This is a genomic window from Pontibacillus litoralis JSM 072002 (assembly GCF_000775615.1).
Taxonomy (GTDB): domain Bacteria; phylum Bacillota; class Bacilli; order Bacillales; family BH030062; genus Pontibacillus; species Pontibacillus litoralis.
Genome location: NZ_AVPG01000001.1, coordinates 390,592 through 407,729, shown reverse-complemented (window position 1 = coordinate 407,729; position 17,138 = coordinate 390,592). Strand labels below are relative to the sequence as shown.

Sequence of the window (17,138 nt, the reverse complement as noted above, 5' to 3'; positions counted from 1 at the left end):
ACGGTTGGTGCGAGTCAGTGCAAAGCAAATTATGAATTACGTCCTGGAGTTTCTTCTGCCAAATCAGAAGACGGTTCATTACCGTTATAAAGCCGAGTGGTAACGATTATTTGTTACAACAAGGGTGGTACCGCGAATACAAACCTCGTCCCTTTTTTTAGGGATTGGGGTTTTTTTATTTATACAAAAGGATAATGACTAGGAGGAATAAAGATTATGCACATTTTAGATGAGTTACAAGCAAGAGGGTTGTTGAATCAAGTAACGGATGAAGAAGGATTGCGCAAGCACTTAGATGAGGAACAAGTAAAATTATACTGTGGATTTGATCCAACCGGCGATAGTCTACATATTGGCCATTTGTTACCAGTACTTATTTTAAAAAGGTTCCAAAACGCTGGACACAGTCCAATTGCATTAGTTGGTGGCGGTACAGGAATGATTGGTGATCCGAGTGGTCGCTCTACAGAACGTCAATTGAATGGAGAAGAAACGGTGCTTCATTACAGTAACCAGCTTCGTAAACAATTGGCCAAGATGTTAGAGTTTGATCAAGGGGAAAATGCCGCAGTTGCTCGAAATAATTTAGACTGGTTGAAAAATTTAACCATCATTGATTTCTTGCGTGATACAGGGAAACATTTCGGAATCAATTACATGCTAGCAAAAGATTCTGTAGAGTCACGTATTGAGCACGGTATTTCCTTTACGGAGTTCACTTACATGATTTTACAATCGTATGACTACTTAAACCTTTACCGTGAAGAGAATTGTACGCTACAAGTTGGTGGAAGTGATCAGTGGGGGAACATTACAGCTGGTTTAGAACTAATCCGTCGTTCTTCTAATGAAGAAGAGAACACGAAAGCATTTGGTTTAACCGTACCGCTTATTACGAAATCCGATGGAACGAAATTTGGTAAGACAGCCGGTGGTGCAGTATGGTTAGACCCTGAAAAAACAACGCCATATGAGTTTTACCAGTTCTGGATTAATACAGACGATCGAGATGTCATTAACTTCTTGCATTACTTTACGTTTTTACCTTTAGAAGAGATCGCTGAACTAAAGAAAGAAGTAGAAGAACATCCAGAAAAACGTGTAGCACAGCGTCGTTTAGCGGAAGAAGTAACCCGTTTTGTTCATAGCGAAGAAGCTCTAAAACAAGCGCAAAAAATTACCGACGCGCTATTTAGCGGAGACTTAAAGAGCTTAACAGGAGAAGAAATAGAGCAAGGCTTTAAAGATGTGCCAACGCATTCTTTAGAAGAAGAGGAAAAAGGATTAATCGATTTATTAGTAGAAGCGACAATTTCTCCTTCTAAGCGCCAAGCTAGAGAAGATATTCAAAATGGTGCCATTTACATTAATGGAGAACGCCAGCAAGACCTACAACACATTGTCGCTGCTGAAGACCGAATTGATGGTAAATTCACGATCATACGTCGTGGCAAAAAGAAATATTCCCTTATTCGTTTTGTGTAAAGAGTTAACGTGGCTGTCTTCGTTTATGAGGCAGCCACTTGTTATGAAGGGATGAACATTGCCCCATAAAAGAATTACTTCTTCTCTAGAAATATGGGGATTGCGAGTGAAGTTGATCATTTCGTTAAATGAAAGATGAGTAGATTTGATGACATTTTGCCTTTAGAAAGTTAAAATGCTTACGTAAGATTATCACACTTTACTAAAAAACTGCTATAATTCATTATAGAGATATTGTGAGAAGGAATGATCAAAGTGACTAACTATCGTCAATATTATGAAGAACTGCAAACAGTGGTGGAAAAAGAACATATCCTCCTTGATGAATATTTGAAAAATCATACGTACACCAAGTTAGGTGGGAAAGCTGACTTATTCGTAACACCATCAACATATGAAGAAGTGCAACGAGTAGTGAAGTTTGCCAATAAACATAACATCCCATTGACGTTGCTCGGTAACGGTTCCAATTTAATTGTAAGAGATGGAGGGATCCGTGGCATCGTTTTAAATTTAGAACGTTTAAACGATATTTATGTTGAAGGTGACATGCTTATTGCTCAAAGTGGAGCAGCCATTATCGAAAGTTCTAGAGAAGCGTTAAAGGCTAAGCTTACCGGACTTGAGTTTGCTTGTGGTATTCCAGGCACTGTCGGAGGAGCACTATTTATGAACGCTGGAGCATATGGCGGAGAGATTAAAGACGTTCTAGATTATGCAATCGTTGTGAATCGAGAAGGTGAATTGTTAAAATTAGCAGCATCAGAATTAGACTTATCGTATCGAACGAGCAATATTCCGGCGAACGGCTATATTGTTCTTGAAGCTGGTTTTGTATTAAAGACAGGAAATGAAACTGAAATTAAAGCAATGATGGACGATTTAACAAATCGAAGAGAAACGAAGCAACCGCTTGAATATCCTTCTTGTGGAAGTGTATTTAAGCGACCGCCAGGATATTATGCAGGTAAGCTGATCCAAGATAGCGGTTTGCAAGGAACAAGAGTTGGTGGTGCTGAAGTCTCAACGAAACATGCTGGCTTCATTGTAAACATTGACAATGCTACTGCGAGCGATTATATTGCGTTAATCAAAAATGTTCAAGAAACAGTAAAAGAGAAATTTAACGTTGAATTAGAGCGTGAAGTGAAAATTATCGGTGAACAAGATTAATTTATGTTGCATATAAATTAATCTATTTCGAGCAAATGAATAAGCGCCCTTTAAGATAGAGCTGTATTATCTTAAGGGCGTTTTTTAATAGATGCATCCTATGTTTTAGCAATCCTTTTTATCGAATGAGGGGAAACAGAAGATTGGAAAAAAGATTTGATACAAAAATCGACATGTTAGCAATTTCTTGATAATTTGTGATCAAAACTATATTTACTCCTATCATCAATATTCGATTTTATGTATGATTGTCTATGTTTTTCTCAATAAATTCAACTGAAAATTCGTTATTAAAACCATCGATATAAGAAGCAGCATTTTGAGAAAAATCATTTAAATCATATATTGCTTTTTTAAAGATAGAAATTCTTGATTCCCTTTTACTTTTCCTTGTACTAGGAAAAGCGAAGGGGTATCTGATTTTAAAGTATTTATATTTTGTTTTGCAAAGTCAGCTTAAATGAAAAACCCCTTAAAACGTTGGTGTTCCAACATTTTAAGGGGTTTTTTAAATAAAGATTAACGAGAGTAGAACTCAACGATAAGAGCTTCGTTAATTTCAGCAGGTAGTTCAGTACGCTCTGGATAGCGGTTGTAAGTACCTTCTAGTTTCTCAGCGTCAAATGTTAGGTATTCTGGAACGAATGTGTTCACTTCAAGAGCTTCTGTAATAATAGCAAGCTTTTGAGATTTTTCACGAACACTAATTACTTGACCTGGTTTAACGCGGTAAGATGGGATATCTACGCGACCACCATCAACAATGATGTGACCATGGTTTACAAGTTGGCGTGCTTGAGCGCGAGTGCGAGCAAGACCCATGCGGTAAACTAGGTTATCTAGACGAGATTCTAAAAGAGTTAAGAAGTTCTCACCGTGGATACCTTGCATTTTACCAGCTTGGTTAAAGATTGTACGGAATTGACGTTCGTTAAGACCATACATGTAGCGAAGTTTTTGCTTCTCTTGAATTTGTAAACCGTATTCTGAAAGTTTCTTACGTTGGTTAGGACCATGTTGGCCTGGAGCGTAAGGGCGCTTTTCTAGCTCTTTACCTGTACCGCTCAATGAAATACCTAGACGACGAGACTTTTTCCAAGTTGAACCTGTAAAACGTGCCATTGGAAATTTCTCTCCTTTATATATTAGATTTTGCATAAAATAAAATAGTGTCCTGATCACGCTGTACATTTTGTATTCTTGTACCTTCGCCCCAGCAGCAGAGAGTTACGCAGTACACCTCTTTATTAATAAAGAGGAACAAAATGAAAACAACGGTAGTTCACTTAAGCTACCTTTTATTTTACACAAAGATTATTATATTATTTTTATGTAAGTAAGTCAAGCGCATTAGTGAATTGTTTTTGTTATAATGTAGGTGTAGTTTCAAGGCAGTGTATGTATTTATGAAATCATTAAGGGCGGTTTAGGTTATGAGTTTATTAAATGAAGCGAAAGAAAATGAGCGTTCTAGACGAATGCGGTATTTATTCATTGGAGTAATGGTCGTTATTGTCATCCTAGCTTTTTATGTACAGTCTTCTTTTTACACGAAGGAAACGCAGCAACCTTTAGTAGCTTCTTCTTTGTCTAAGAAAGGCGAAACAGAAGTAACGATGACGCAAGAGAAAGATAACAAAGTGTATTTAGTATCTTATTCTGTAGAAGGGAAAGAATATCACTTTCAAACAAAGCGATACGTTGAGCTAGATTCTCCCATCACAGATTTGACATATGATGATGAACAAAGGTTATGGATGAAACAAGATGATAAGTGGTTACGCTTGAATGACAAGTTACAAGTTATGGATTCCCATGAAAAATCCCCATCAACGTCTTTCGCTTCTCAGTACGATTTTCAAGTGTTGGATTCAGATGACACCTATCTTTTACAACTTTATTACAACTCACAATTGATGTGGTCGAAGAATTTTGATGAGAAGCCAGCAGATGTTACTCCATTAAATTCAAAAGGGGAAACTTGGGTGGTTGTTTTAAATAATGGGGATGCAAATGTTGTGAAATAGTGTTTAGGACCTATAAGTGTAAAAAGTGAAAACCAAAAATATATAGGAAAATCAGCCTATTATCGTTATAATTAGGTAAGAAGAAGGATTTGTGTCTGACTTTAAATGAATTAGGTGATATTTACGTGGCTATCAATCAATTTCAACTAAGCAAACTCAATGAATGGAAGAGTCGATTGTTTGATTTGTTTTTTCTAAATGAGGACATGTCTTATCAAGCTATGTTGGATGCTAGTTTACAACAAGTGAAGGTTATAACAGAAGCGCCATATGTACACTTTTATTTGTTCAATGAAGCAAATGATCAATTAGATCTTGCCTGTGAGCAAATAAGCCAACATCCATCTATTGTCTCTGTATTCAAGGATGAGGAAATAATAAAATCTATACTAAATGGACAATTTATACATATACCTTGTGATGCTTATCTGCATATTGGTGTGCCAGTTATGACAGATAAAGTGTATGTAGGTTTGCTTCTAGTTACGTATGATCATGACAAAGAATATAAAGATGACCTTCATTTTTTGCTACAGATAGGGGAAACAGTCGCAAAATACTATGTCAAACTAAGGGTTTATTATAATACAGTTAAAGAAGAAAAAAGGCATAAACTGTTGCTGAATGTAACCGAAAAGTTTCATAGCTCTATGAACACGGATGATATATTAGCAGAAATTATTAGTACGTTAAGAACGTTGTATAGCGATTGGGACTATTATTTATTATTATCCCATGATTATTCGAGTGCCCGTGATCTTCCTATCGAGCTTCTTGAGTACGATCATAAGGACAATGCTACTGCTCGTACACAAGCTTTCTTAACAGGTAATTACCAATTAGAAGATTGTGCTGATGTGAATAGATCATGTTTTTATGCTCCGTTAAAAGGAAAGCAAGGTGTGTATGGGGTATTGCAAATTATTACGCCGTATAAACAAACGTTTCCGAATAAAGATAAGGAATTGATTACAATGCTTGCCAATACGGCGGGGAACGCTTTGGAAAATGCTCGTTTGTATGAGCAATCCAAGAAGTTCATCTCGGATTTACAACTTATTAACGAAACGTCTCATAAGCTGAATTCTAGTTTGCGTTTAACGGAAACGGTTATGTATATGGCTGCACAAATTAAGCAGTCCTTTGGGGCAGAAGAAGTAGGCTTTATTTTTTATGAAAATAACATGAGAGAACAATTTGACATATTAGAAGGTAGTAGTATGTACTTTCATAGTGATGAAGCACATAACTTAATGAAAGAAGTAAGTCTGGAATTAAATAATAAGCAGGATGCGGTGTTTAGTGGGGATATTATAAAGAAGTACGGCGATAGGAAGTATCAATACCAATCAATGATGGCGATACCAATGATACAACGTGGATTACTCAAAGGGGTTGTAATCGTCCTTCACTCTTTGCCTTATTATTATACGTTTGATGCGTTTAAGTTGATGCAGTCATTAGTTCATCACTCTACGTTAGCGTTTTCTAATTCAATATTAAGAGAAGAATTAGAACAGTTAGTTAGTAGCGATTATTTAACTAAGTTAGCTTCGAGGAAGTTTCTCGATGATATGATTCATAAGCATATTGAGCAAGGTGACAAAGCCTCATTATTGCTTGTAGACATTGATGATTTTAAGAAAGTAAATGATGTTTATGGCCATCAAGTTGGTGATCGAATTCTTGTGCAAGTAGCGAATATCATGAAGAAATTTATCGGAGACAAAGGGGTTGTTGCCAGATGGGGAGGAGAAGAAATTGCGGTCTTTATTCCTTCTTCCTCCATAAAGAAAACGTACAAAATAGCAGAGACGATTGTCAAAATGGTGCGAGAACAAACTACTCCAGCAGTTACTGTATCATGCGGGGTTTCTATAATTAATCCAGCTAAGCACTATGAGGAAGATTTTTTTGTGCGAGCGGATAAGGCACTGTATAAAGCAAAAAACGCAGGGAAGGATACGGTGTGTTTAGAGGAAAATTGTTTCTGTGAATAACGAAAAGTCACGGGGATTTCCATGGCTTTTCGTTATAAATGGGATTGAACGATATCGGCAAATTGTTTTAAATAACGTTCGTCCACTTCATCAAAACGATTCGTAATGGGGCTATCTATATCTAGCACACCGAAAATCAACTTATCTTTGTACATAGGAATAACGATTTCAGATTGGCTATTTGCATCACATGCTATATGTCCAGGGAATTCGTGAACATTAGCAATTCGCATCGTCTCTCTTTTTTCAATAGCTGTTCCGCAAACCCCTTTACCTTTAGGGATTCGTACACAAGCAGGAAGTCCTTGAAAAGGTCCAAGCACTAATTGCTCCTCTTTCCAAATATAGAAGCCAACCCAATTCACCTCAGCCAAGAAGAAGTGAAGTAAAGCAGCAGCATTGGCTAGATTAGCTATTTGATCTTCTTCGCCTGTTAATAACGCTTCTAGTTGTGTGAGTACTTGTTCGTATTGTTGTTCTTTTGTACCATTGTAAGTATCGACATGAAACATGAAGACTCCTCCTTTTATATTGATAAACGACCTATTTCAAGTTTAGTCGTCTTATTTATTGCATAAACTGGTGAACGAAGCTTGCAGGAAAGGCATTACTTTCATCGAATACTTCGCTATAGGAGGGATGAATGATGACCAAAACGTCCACCAAGCAAAAAGTTATGGATGCTGCAAGTTATTTATTTTTTACAAAAGGATATAATGGGACGTCTGTTCGAGATATAGCTTCTAAAGCAAACGTGAATGTGTCGTTAATTAGTTATCATTTCAAGAGCAAGCAAGGGTTACTGGAGTATTTAATGGTTCATTACTTTGAGAAATATATGGAAATCTTCGAGTTGATTGATAATGATTGTAGCGAGAAGCGCACATCGAAACGTGAAAAACTTGTGCAAATAATTGAGGCGATTATACAATATAAACAAAGGAACTATCAATTCACATGTTTCATTAATCGTGAATTAACGCTAGACAACACGTTAATTCGAGAAATGATGGTGACGTATATTGCAAAGGAACGTCATTATATATATGAGGCTTTATATCAATGTATGCACGTAGTAGGCGTGTCCAATTTACAAATTCAATATTTGTACGTTCAACTACAAGGAATGTTGATGACACCTTTTATTATGCCATATGAGATGAGGGAACATGTCTTATTCCAACATTCCCATGACTTTTTTATCAAGAAGTATGCAGATAATGTTGTAGGATGGCTGGATTATATACTAGAGCAAGCTAAGCACGACCATTGTAAACGTGGAGTGATGTGAGCGCTATGCCTTTGTATAGCGTTTTTTTGTGTAGTCACATACAGAAAAAGTATGTTTTAAATGAGTCGAAATAGTAACCAAGGGATTTTTCATAGGAAATTATGTCATATGGCTAATTAATTTGAAAAAATTTAGCCAAAACGAACGCTAACATGGTATCATAAAGTCAACATTAATACATAATTTGTCGTAAATTGATATAGATGTACTTGACACTAGTTAGGGGGTCTTTTATGGAGTACGTCATTATGATTGTATTAGCAATCGTTGGAGTAATAATCTATGGATTAATTTTACGTAAAAAAGTATACGATGAGGTGGATCGGTTAGAAGATTGGAAGTTACAAATCTCTAGTCGCAATGTAACAGATGAATTATCTAAAGTAAAGAGCTTGAATTTATCTGGAGAAACACAGGAACAATTTGAGAAGTGGCGTGATGAATGGGAAGACATCTTAAATAGAAAACTCCCAGATTTGGAAGAAGGATTATTTAACGCAGAAGAACATGCAGACCGTTATCGCTTCAAGAAAGCCAATGAGGTTCTAAAACAATTGGAACAAGGGTTACATTTAATAGAGGCTAGTATTGACGGCATGCTACAAGAATTAGAGAACTTGTTAAAGTCTGAAGAAGAGGGTCGTAAAGAAGTAGAAGATCTAGAACCACAAATAAAAGAATTAAAAAAGAAGCTATTACAACAGCGGTATTTATTTGGGAAAGCCGAGCATCAATTTGAGCAAAGCATCGCAGAAACTCAACAGAAAATAAGTGAGTATTATGAACATGTGGAAGCAGGAAATTATTTTGAAGCCCATGACATTGTAGAGGCAGTGAAGGCTAATATTGAACAAACCTCTGTTACGATGGATGAATTCCCCGAACTATATAAAGCGTGTAAGAAAGAACTACCAGCTCAATTCGATGAATTACTTCATAACGTGCTTGAAATGAAAAATAGTGGTTATAGAACGGATCATTATGAAATTGAAAAGGAGATTTCCAATTATCAAGAGCGAGTGAAAGTACTTGTTGAAGCGCTAGAGCAAGCTACCATAGAGGAAGCGCAACAAGAAATTCCTGAGCTTGAGAAGCGATTACGACAAATTTATGATCAATTAGAGAAGGAAGCTGTTGACCAAAGTTATGTTGTGAAACAATATCCTAGTATACAGGAACAGTTACAATTGATTGTGGAAGAATTAAATAATACTAAAAATGAAGTAGAGCTGCTGCAGAGTATGTATCATGTGACAGAACGTGATATTGAAATGCAAATGAGTGTTGAACAAGCAGGAAATAGTGCTGTAAAACATTTAGAAGATGTGAAGATGAACATAGAGGATGAAGTGACCTCTTATACTATAATTCGCGAGAAACTAGAACGCTTGAGTGAACAAGTGATCGAATTGAAACAGCAACATGAAGCGTTAAAAGAACAAATCGCGTCTATTCGTAAAGAGGAAAAAGAAGCGAAGGAACAAATTGCAGAAACGAAACAAGCGTTAAAAGAAGTTTATCGAAAACTGCAAAAAAGTAACATCCCTGGAATTCCGCGTTACATTGAAGATATACTTGAAGTTAGTCGTGCATCTTTAATGGATGTCCAACAAGTCATTGAAGAGCAACCATTGAATATGGAAAAGGTTCAAGTAGTATTAAATAAAGCCTTAAATGATACTAATGAAGCGCAAGAACAAACGGATAAATTACTAGACCAAGCGAATGGGGCTGAATTGGTTATCCAATACGGAAACCGATACCGCAGCAAATACCCACTACTTGCGTCCAAATTAGATGAAGCGGAGGAAGCATTTCGAATGTATAAATATGATAAAGCGTTAGAAATAGCTTCTCAAGCCATTGAAGAAGTAGAACCAGGAGCATTATCGCGTATACAAGACCTACATAATATTCCTGTAGGATAGGTGAATGAACATGCAGAAAATGATAGTAGGTAGCTTAGCGGCAGTGACAGTTAGTATATGGTTTATTATGATTTTCTTTGTTTTATCGCCTGAGCTGTCAAAGAATGTCGCTAATCACCAAGATAAAGCATCTATTCAATTAGATGGAAAAACGGATGCGCCAGTAGCATTTTTCTCGTTAGACGAAGATAAAACAGGTCATAGTACACATACATTAGAAAAGAAACCATCACAATCAATTACGGTTCAATGGGTTGCTGAAAATAGTGAAGATGGCATTATGTCTATTGATGAAGTGTTAACCTCATTTCAATAAGTGAGTGAGACAAAACACTTTGTAGGATTATCCTTTTCACAAATACTCGAGATCCTAGTACCTTATCACGTACTAGGATTTTCCTTTTATATAATATTTCTCCACCCATGAATCAATTTCAAAATGAAAATATCCTTATTGAAATCTGAACGAATATATGTGTGGAAGAACAGTTGATTGCGCTTCAGGAGAATACTTAGGTCTCTAGGACTCATGCCATTCCCGCTGGAGTCGCCATCTTACGTTCCAATCATGTGAAGCAATTATAAAATGGATTCGCACAAACAGGTTGATATGTTTTTCTAGCCATAATAGGCTTAAAAGTAGAATGGGTAGGCACGTAGTAGGTGATGTAATGCCTGTAAATGATGAAAAGGAGCTCGAGCGATGATATATTTTGATAATAGCGCAACGACTAAACCGTATCTAGAAGTGTTAGCAACATTTCGTCAAGTATCTGAACGATATTATGGAAATCCTTCTTCGATTCACCGAATAGGTTGCGATTCGGAACGATTACTTACGCAAGCAAAAAAGCAAGCAGCTCAATTGTTAAATGTTGAAGAATCAGAAATTATTTTCACATCAGGTGGAACAGAAGGGAATAATTTGGCCGTTAAAGGAATAGCTCTTCAACATCAGCAACGAGGGAAGCATATCATTACAACATCTATAGAACACCCATCTGTTAAAGAAGCTTGTAAGTCTTTAGAGTCATTAGGTTTTAATGTGACGTATCTTCCAGTCGATCAAAATGGACAAGTGAATGTACAAGATATAGCTGATGCCATTACAGAAGATACGATTTTAATAAGTGTTATGCACGTAAATAATGAACTAGGAACGATACAACCGATAGAAGAAATCGGAGAAATAGCGAATAAATATCCGAAGTTGTTTTTCCATGTGGATTATGTCCAAGGATTAGGAAAGGTTCCATTGGATTTTAATAAGGCTCATATCGATTTATGTACCATGTCAGGTCATAAAATTCATGGACTAAATGGGACAGGTATGTTGTATATTAAAAAAGGAACATCCATCTTTCCACTTTTACATGGAGGAAGCCAAGAATTATCCTATCGAGCAGGTACAGAGAATTTGGCTGGAAGTGTGTCAATGGTAAAGGCGCTACGCATTATATTAGACAAGCAACGAACACACCATCATCATTTACAACATTTAAATGGTCAGCTTCGAAGCGAATTACGGCAAATAGAAGGAGTTTATATTAATTCGCCTGAGGATGCTGCTCCACATATTTTAAACATATCCTTACCAGGTTTTAAGCCTGAAGTAGTCATCCATGCTCTCGGAGAACGTGACATTTTTGTTTCCACTAAATCAGCCTGTTCTTCAAAAAACGCAGGAGAAAGCTCAGTGCTTGAAGCTTGTAACATAGGTTTTAAACGTTCGTTATCTGCAATAAGAATTAGTTTGTCGCATCATAATACAGAGGAAGAAGTAGATACGTTTGTAAACGTATTAAAAGAAGTAATGAATCAATTAAGTGAAGTAATGGGGTAGATACAATGCAATATGATCATATTTTAATACGATACGGAGAAATGTCTTTAAAAGGTAAGAATAAGAAATATTTTGTCTCCAAGCTATTTTCCAACGTTCAATCAAAGCTGAAGGATTATCCGCATGTGAAAATTACGAAAAATCATGATCGCATGTATATTTTGTTGAACGGAGAACAACCAGAGCCAATAATCGAGCTTTGTAAAGAAATATTTGGTATTCAATCGATGAGTTTAGCCATAAAAGTAGATAATACTGAAGAAGCGATTAAGGAAGCGGCATTGTATGCTTTGACCAATCCAACCAATGTCCAAACGTTCAAAATATCAACGAAAAGAGTCTATAAAGATTTTCCGATTCGTTCACAAGAAATGAACCGTATTCTTGGAGGACATTTATTAACGAATACAGAGAAGTATACAGTAGATGTCCATCATCCAGATTTAGAGATTAACGTTGAAATTAGACGAGAAGGAACATTTATCACGTCTGAGAAAATAAAAGGAGCTGGTGGACTTCCGGTTGGTACGACAGGAAAGAGTTTATTACTATTATCAGGTGGAATTGATAGTCCTGTTGCCGGATATTTAACGATGAAGCGTGGGGTAGAGTTAGAAGCGATTCATTTCCATTCCCCACCTTATACGAGTGAGAGGGCAAAACAGAAAGTATTGGATTTAGCTAAGAAATTAACTCGTTATGGCCGCACTGTACGCGTGCATATCGTTCCGTTTACGAACTTACAACAAACGTTATTCCGTCAAATACCTGAAGAATATGGAATGACACTTATGAGAAGATTAATGATGCGAATTAGTGAGCAAGTAGCAGAAAAAGAAGGGATTCTAAGCTTAACGACAGGTGAAAGCTTAGGACAAGTAGCAAGTCAGACGATGGAAAGCATGAATACAATAAATGAAGTGACGAATTATCCGATTCTCCGACCATTAGTAGCGATGGATAAAGTAGACATTATTGATATTTCGAAACGAATTGATACGTATGATATTTCTATACGTCCGTATGAGGATTGCTGTACAGTATTTGTTCCTAGTCAACCGAAAACGAAACCCAACCGTAAAAAAGTAAATGAGTTAGAGAAAAGACTTGATTTCGGATCAGAATATGAAGAGACATTAAACAACATTGAGACAATCGAATTTAAACATGATAAAGCCGCTGATGAAGAGGAATTTGCTGACCTGTTTTAACGACCAGTTTTGCCATTATTTACGTCGTATTCACTTCCCTTAATTGCGCATGCTAGTAGTACAAGGAGGTGAAGTCATCATGGCATACAACAATTCTAACCAACTTGTAGTACCTGGCGTACAGCAAGCATTAGACCAAATGAAAACAGAAATTGCGCAAGAGTTTGGTGTTCAGTTAGGGCCAGATTCAACGGCTCGTCAAAATGGTTCTGTAGGCGGTGAAATTACAAAGCGTCTCGTTCAAATGGCAGAACAACAATACGGTGGACAACAGTAACAACCGAATAAGGTTTGGCTAAGAGGAGTAATGTAATCATTGCTCCTCTTTTTAGTGTGCCGGAAAATTCTTTCTATTTTTCTTTTCAATAAAATAAGTATATGCTAAGGTACTTCAAAAAGGAGGGAGAGGTAAAGATGGGCGAATTATGGTATGGTGGCACGATATATACAATGGAAACAAAGGATTGTACAGTAGAAGCTGTATTTGTTAATCATGGAAAGATTGTAGCGACCGGAAAAGAAAAGGATTTAAGGAAGCATTATATTGATGAACAGACGGTTGAATACAATTTGCAAGGAGATGTCATGTATCCGGGGTTTGTGGATAGTCATTTACACATTGTAGGTCATGGAGAAAAAAGAATGCGATTAAACCTGTCTTATTATACATCAGTGGAAGCATTGAAACAGTCGTTAGAACAACAAATTCGCCAGTTAAAAAATGGGGAATGGATGATTGGAGAAGGGTGGGATGAAAATCAGTGGGAAAATCCGATTCCTATTCACAGACGAGATTTAGATGAGATATCCATGCAACATCCAATTGTGTTAACAAGAGTGTGTCGCCATGCTTTAGTAGCTAATTCAAAGGCGTTAGAAATAGCTGGGATTACGTGTGAAACCGAACAACCACAAGGTGGTAAAATCGAGAAAGATGCAGATGGATTAACAGGGTTATTGCTCGATACAGCGCAACAATATATCAAAGATGTTATGCCAATATGTGATAGGCAATACGTAGAACAAGCAATAACCATAGCAATTAAAGATTTATGGAGTAACGGATTAGTAGGTGGACATACAGAGGACTTAGCCTATTATGGGAGCTTTGCAAAAACGTATCAAGCCTATTTAAATGCAATTGGAAACAGCATGAAATTTCGTACTCACTTACTCGTTCATCACAATGTTGTCGATGACATGCAAAAAACGAAACACCTTCATAACCACCCATTTGTTGAATTCGGGGCAATGAAAATATTTAGTGATGGTGCTTTAGGTGGGAGGACTGCATGGTTGCGTGAAGATTATATGGATGCTCCTGGGCAGAAGGGGGTGGCAATCCATACGAAAGAAACGTTGAGCATGCTCGTTAAAAAGGCGAGGAAGTTTCAGATGCCGGTTGCTATTCACGCTATTGGAGATCGAGCGATGGAACTTGTTGTCGATGTTGTTAGCATGTATCCAAATAATTCTGCTATGCCGGACCGAATTATTCATGGGCAAATAATGACAGAGCGTCTATACCCATTAATAGCAAACGAGAATATTGTCATAGATATCCAACCTACATTTGTCGCATCTGATTTTCCATGGGTAATAGAACGGATTGGTATCAATCGTTTAGCACACGCGTATGCTTGGAAATCGATGTTGCGACATGGGATTAGTTGTGCAGGAGGGTCTGATGCACCAATTGAAGAAATTAATCCGTTATTTGGCATTCAGGCGGCGATGGCTAGAACGTCGTATCATGATCAAGTTACGTATGGAGAAGAGCAAGCGTTATCGATGTTTGAAGCTATCTCTCTATATACGACAGGTGCAGCAAAAGCTATCGGTAAACAGAAGGTTAGAGGGGTTATTAAACCGAATTATGTAGCGGATTTTACGATTTTTGACAGAGATTTATATACTGTCAGTCCTGGGAATTTGTTGCAAGTACAAGTGAGCAAAACAGTAGTAGATGGCACGATCATGTATGATATATATGATGGATGAGAAAGCATCTAGTATGACCTAAATGCTTTCTCGTTTCTTTATAAAAATGTACGCTTTACACGATCCCAGTAGGAATTGTTTTTGAGCTTTACCGTTTTTATGACACAATCACTTAATTTAACCGCTACTTCTTCTATGTTGCGAATTGGTAGAGCTTCATTATCAATACCTATAATTGGATGATCGTTTCCGTCATCAACTGTTTGTAAATAGAGTTTCCTTTCCCCGCTTAGAATGAAGGACGACCCTAACGTACGAAATCGATTGTTATTTAAAGATGCGAGCTCGGTGACTTGAAAACACGGTATTTTCGGGTCTACGACAGCGCCTTTAGTTGATTTATTGTAAGCAGTACTACCAGTAGGAGTTGAAACGATAAGACCATCCCCACGAAAACGTTCAAAATACAAATCATCAATAAACACATCTAGTGTAATTGTTTTTATAATACTTGAACGAATGCTGACCTCGTTTAAACAATAGAAGGGCATCGTTTTATTAATTCTTGCTTCAATGACTGGAAATTTGCGTACTTCAATGTCATCATGCAACATAGAGCGAACCATTTCATTAAAGTTAGATAAATGAAAGTCACAATATAAACTTGCATGTTCATTTACGGTTATTCCCATGTATAAGCAATCTTGTCTAAACCCCGTTTTTCTAACAGCCTGTAAAAACATTCCGTCTCCACCAACACTCACAATGATGTTCGCTTGTTCGTGATTATCTACAAGGTGAAAGCCATTCTCTTTCGCTAAATTAAATAAAGGCTGTAATTGTTCTTCATGTTCAACACTATGTTTGTAATAAAAGAATAAATTACTACGGTTTGTCATTATGTATCCCTCCAATTTGAATACATCATATCACGAACGTAATCGTTTTCAAAGTTGTTATACCAAGCGTTTAGAAGTTGTCATAATTGCCCATGATGATGGCAAGGAGGAGGCATATAATGTGGTATATTCTGGTTTTCTTAACGATTGGAATAGTGAGTATTTATTTTCTCTTTGTTTGGAGTAAAGTTATTATTACCTTTTTATTGTTACATCATCAAGACCAAGATTATATAAAAATAGAAGTTCGCTTTTTACGCTATCTACGATATAAGAAAGAGATACCATTAGTAGCAATAGATAAAGAACATATGGCCATAAAGACGAAAGAGCAAACATCTACAGAAGGAAAAACAGCCGAGCACGAGAAGTCATACACACCAAAAGAATTAATTCATCAGTTACAAGAAGTCCGTCAATTTGTGCAAAATGTAGTTGGCTTGCATACAATCGTCTCCCGTTTTTTGTCTAATGTTACCATTCATACACTACAGTGGAAAACGGAATTTGGAACATCCGATGCCAGTAATACAGGAATGATTTGTGGTATTATGTGGTCCATCAAAGGAACAGTAGTTGGAATTCTATCTCATTTCATGGAATTGAATACAAAACCTTCCGTGCAAATTATACCTTCCTTTCAAGAGAAGCACTCTCAAACGAGATTAGAATGTATGATTTCCTTTCGTTTTGGCAAAGCTATTGTCGCACTGTTTCAAATCGCTCGGCACACACGAGGAAGAATTCCAAAGTGGTCCAAGAATATAGCTTAAACGAGAGAAAGGAGAGTGCCCAATGGCAGAGCATCCTATTCAAGGTTTGATGACGACAGCGATGGAAAATTTGAAAGATATGATTGATGTTAATACGATTATAGGTGATCCAGTTGAAACTCCTGATGGTAGTACGTTAATTATTACTGTATCGAAGGTGGGGTTTGGCTTTGCAGCAGGCGGTAGTGAATTTCAGATGAAGCAGTTGGATGAATCGAATAGCGAATTACCTTTTGGTGGAGGTAGTGGTGGTGGCGTTTCCATTACACCAATGGCATTTTTAATTGTCAATAAATCCACAGGTGTCAAGATGATTCATCTAGATGAGAGTACGCACATTTATGAACGATTGCTAGATTTAGCACCGCAAGCAGTGGAGAAAATACAAGAAGCATTTGATAAAAAGGGACAGCAAGCCAAGCAAAATGTTTCATCACCAAACGAACAAACAAAAGAAGATTATACATGGTAAAGGTTATGATTAGACAAGTTAAAAGCATGCCTTCATAATAAGAAATAGTGGCAGTTTTTTAAAAGCTGTCGATTATTAAGTAAAATAATCGGGGA

At 36.9% G+C, this 17,138-nt stretch carries 16 protein-coding genes and 1 other annotated feature (1 of these 17 running past the window's edge); of the genes, 13 read left to right on the top strand and 3 right to left on the bottom strand.

From position 1 onward, the window contains the following. Nucleotides 1-156 (top strand) — a binding site (T-box leader) (it extends 57 nt beyond the left edge of the window). Nucleotides 157-216: 60 nt separating this feature from the next. Both tyrS and murB read left to right on the top strand, forming a co-directional pair. Beyond that, nucleotides 217-1,485, top strand: coding sequence for a tyrosine--tRNA ligase (gene tyrS / locus N784_RS02040; RefSeq protein WP_036831526.1), 1,269 nt, complete (start codon nucleotides 217-219; stop codon nucleotides 1,483-1,485). A gap of 246 nt (nucleotides 1,486-1,731) precedes the next feature. Continuing rightward, nucleotides 1,732-2,658 carry a UDP-N-acetylmuramate dehydrogenase gene (gene murB, locus N784_RS02035; protein ID WP_198134380.1) on the top strand — a complete coding sequence of 309 codons (927 nt, stop codon included), beginning with the start codon at nucleotides 1,732-1,734 and terminating at the stop codon, nucleotides 2,656-2,658. A gap of 519 nt (nucleotides 2,659-3,177) precedes the next feature. On the opposite strand, the gene rpsD is transcribed toward murB, so the two are convergent. Beyond that, a complete protein-coding gene (gene rpsD / locus N784_RS02030; protein ID WP_036831523.1) occupies nucleotides 3,178-3,780 on the bottom strand; it encodes a 30S ribosomal protein S4 in 603 nt (200 codons plus the stop codon). A gap of 311 nt (nucleotides 3,781-4,091) precedes the next feature. Between rpsD and N784_RS02025 the strand changes: the two genes are divergently transcribed. Further along, nucleotides 4,092-4,685, top strand: coding sequence for a hypothetical protein (locus tag N784_RS02025; RefSeq protein ID WP_036831522.1), 594 nt, complete (start codon nucleotides 4,092-4,094; stop codon nucleotides 4,683-4,685). Between the two features lie 125 nt (nucleotides 4,686-4,810). Next, on the top strand, nucleotides 4,811-6,685 hold the full coding sequence (locus N784_RS02020; protein WP_036831521.1) for a sensor domain-containing diguanylate cyclase: 1,875 nt from the start codon (nucleotides 4,811-4,813) through the stop codon (nucleotides 6,683-6,685). 32 nt (nucleotides 6,686-6,717) lie between these two features. On the opposite strand, the gene N784_RS02015 is transcribed toward N784_RS02020, so the two are convergent. Continuing rightward, nucleotides 6,718-7,197, bottom strand: coding sequence for a GAF domain-containing protein (locus N784_RS02015; RefSeq protein ID WP_036831519.1), 480 nt, complete (start codon nucleotides 7,195-7,197; stop codon nucleotides 6,718-6,720). Nucleotides 7,198-7,328: 131 nt separating this feature from the next. Here N784_RS02015 and refZ point away from each other — a divergent pair, with 131 nt between their 5' ends. The 7 genes from refZ to N784_RS01980 all read left to right on the top strand — a co-directional run bounded on the left by refZ (nucleotide 7,329) and on the right by N784_RS01980 (nucleotide 14,959). Beyond that, nucleotides 7,329-7,976, top strand: a complete 648-nt coding sequence (gene refZ, locus N784_RS02010; protein WP_052127082.1) for a forespore capture DNA-binding protein RefZ — start codon at nucleotides 7,329-7,331, stop codon at nucleotides 7,974-7,976. Between the two features lie 233 nt (nucleotides 7,977-8,209). After that, entirely contained in the window at nucleotides 8,210-9,904 is a 1,695-nt protein-coding gene (ezrA, locus tag N784_RS02005; protein ID WP_036831516.1) for a septation ring formation regulator EzrA, read from the top strand. Nucleotides 9,905-9,914: 10 nt separating this feature from the next. After that, on the top strand, nucleotides 9,915-10,220 hold the full coding sequence (locus N784_RS02000; RefSeq protein ID WP_036831515.1) for a hypothetical protein: 306 nt from the start codon (nucleotides 9,915-9,917) through the stop codon (nucleotides 10,218-10,220). A gap of 387 nt (nucleotides 10,221-10,607) precedes the next feature. Beyond that, complete coding sequence (locus N784_RS01995; RefSeq protein WP_036831514.1) at nucleotides 10,608-11,747, top strand: cysteine desulfurase family protein; 1,140 nt, start codon at nucleotides 10,608-10,610, stop codon at nucleotides 11,745-11,747. A gap of 5 nt (nucleotides 11,748-11,752) precedes the next feature. Beyond that, on the top strand, nucleotides 11,753-12,958 hold the full coding sequence (gene thiI, locus N784_RS01990) for a tRNA uracil 4-sulfurtransferase ThiI (protein ID WP_036831512.1): 1,206 nt from the start codon (nucleotides 11,753-11,755) through the stop codon (nucleotides 12,956-12,958). 79 nt (nucleotides 12,959-13,037) lie between these two features. Further along, a complete protein-coding gene (locus N784_RS01985; RefSeq protein ID WP_036831510.1) occupies nucleotides 13,038-13,235 on the top strand; it encodes an alpha/beta-type small acid-soluble spore protein in 198 nt (65 codons plus the stop codon). Between the two features lie 137 nt (nucleotides 13,236-13,372). Further along, entirely contained in the window at nucleotides 13,373-14,959 is a 1,587-nt protein-coding gene (locus tag N784_RS01980) for an amidohydrolase (RefSeq protein ID WP_036831509.1), read from the top strand. A gap of 38 nt (nucleotides 14,960-14,997) precedes the next feature. On the opposite strand, the gene N784_RS01975 is transcribed toward N784_RS01980, so the two are convergent. Then, nucleotides 14,998-15,798: an NAD kinase gene (locus N784_RS01975; protein ID WP_036831506.1), complete on the bottom strand. Its 801-nt coding sequence runs from the start codon at nucleotides 15,796-15,798 to the stop codon at nucleotides 14,998-15,000. Between the two features lie 119 nt (nucleotides 15,799-15,917). Between N784_RS01975 and N784_RS01970 the strand changes: the two genes are divergently transcribed. Both N784_RS01970 and ytfJ read left to right on the top strand, forming a co-directional pair. Beyond that, complete coding sequence (locus N784_RS01970; RefSeq protein ID WP_036831504.1) at nucleotides 15,918-16,571, top strand: DUF2953 domain-containing protein; 654 nt, start codon at nucleotides 15,918-15,920, stop codon at nucleotides 16,569-16,571. Between the two features lie 22 nt (nucleotides 16,572-16,593). Continuing rightward, nucleotides 16,594-17,043 (top strand): GerW family sporulation protein, encoded by a 450-nt coding sequence (ytfJ, locus tag N784_RS01965; RefSeq protein ID WP_036831502.1) that lies wholly within the window; start codon nucleotides 16,594-16,596, stop codon nucleotides 17,041-17,043. The last annotated feature ends 95 nt before the right edge of the window (nucleotides 17,044-17,138 follow it).

Coding starts and splice junctions, on each gene's coding strand:
- murB (WP_198134380.1), top strand. CDS start 1,732: ATGATCAAAGTGACTAACTATCGTCAATATTATGAAGAACTGCAAACA.
- N784_RS02025 (WP_036831522.1), top strand. CDS start 4,092: ATGAGTTTATTAAATGAAGCGAAAGAAAATGAGCGTTCTAGACGAATG.
- N784_RS01985 (WP_036831510.1), top strand. CDS start 13,038: ATGGCATACAACAATTCTAACCAACTTGTAGTACCTGGCGTACAGCAA.
- N784_RS01975 (WP_036831506.1), bottom strand. CDS start 15,798: ATGACAAACCGTAGTAATTTATTCTTTTATTACAAACATAGTGTTGAA.
- N784_RS02015 (WP_036831519.1), bottom strand. CDS start 7,197: ATGTTTCATGTCGATACTTACAATGGTACAAAAGAACAACAATACGAA.
- refZ (WP_052127082.1), top strand. CDS start 7,329: ATGATGACCAAAACGTCCACCAAGCAAAAAGTTATGGATGCTGCAAGT.
- thiI (WP_036831512.1), top strand. CDS start 11,753: ATGCAATATGATCATATTTTAATACGATACGGAGAAATGTCTTTAAAA.
- N784_RS02000 (WP_036831515.1), top strand. CDS start 9,915: ATGCAGAAAATGATAGTAGGTAGCTTAGCGGCAGTGACAGTTAGTATA.
- ytfJ (WP_036831502.1), top strand. CDS start 16,594: ATGGCAGAGCATCCTATTCAAGGTTTGATGACGACAGCGATGGAAAAT.
- N784_RS01995 (WP_036831514.1), top strand. CDS start 10,608: ATGATATATTTTGATAATAGCGCAACGACTAAACCGTATCTAGAAGTG.
- tyrS (WP_036831526.1), top strand. CDS start 217: ATGCACATTTTAGATGAGTTACAAGCAAGAGGGTTGTTGAATCAAGTA.
- N784_RS01970 (WP_036831504.1), top strand. CDS start 15,918: ATGTGGTATATTCTGGTTTTCTTAACGATTGGAATAGTGAGTATTTAT.
- N784_RS01980 (WP_036831509.1), top strand. CDS start 13,373: ATGGGCGAATTATGGTATGGTGGCACGATATATACAATGGAAACAAAG.
- rpsD (WP_036831523.1), bottom strand. CDS start 3,780: ATGGCACGTTTTACAGGTTCAACTTGGAAAAAGTCTCGTCGTCTAGGT.
- ezrA (WP_036831516.1), top strand. CDS start 8,210: ATGGAGTACGTCATTATGATTGTATTAGCAATCGTTGGAGTAATAATC.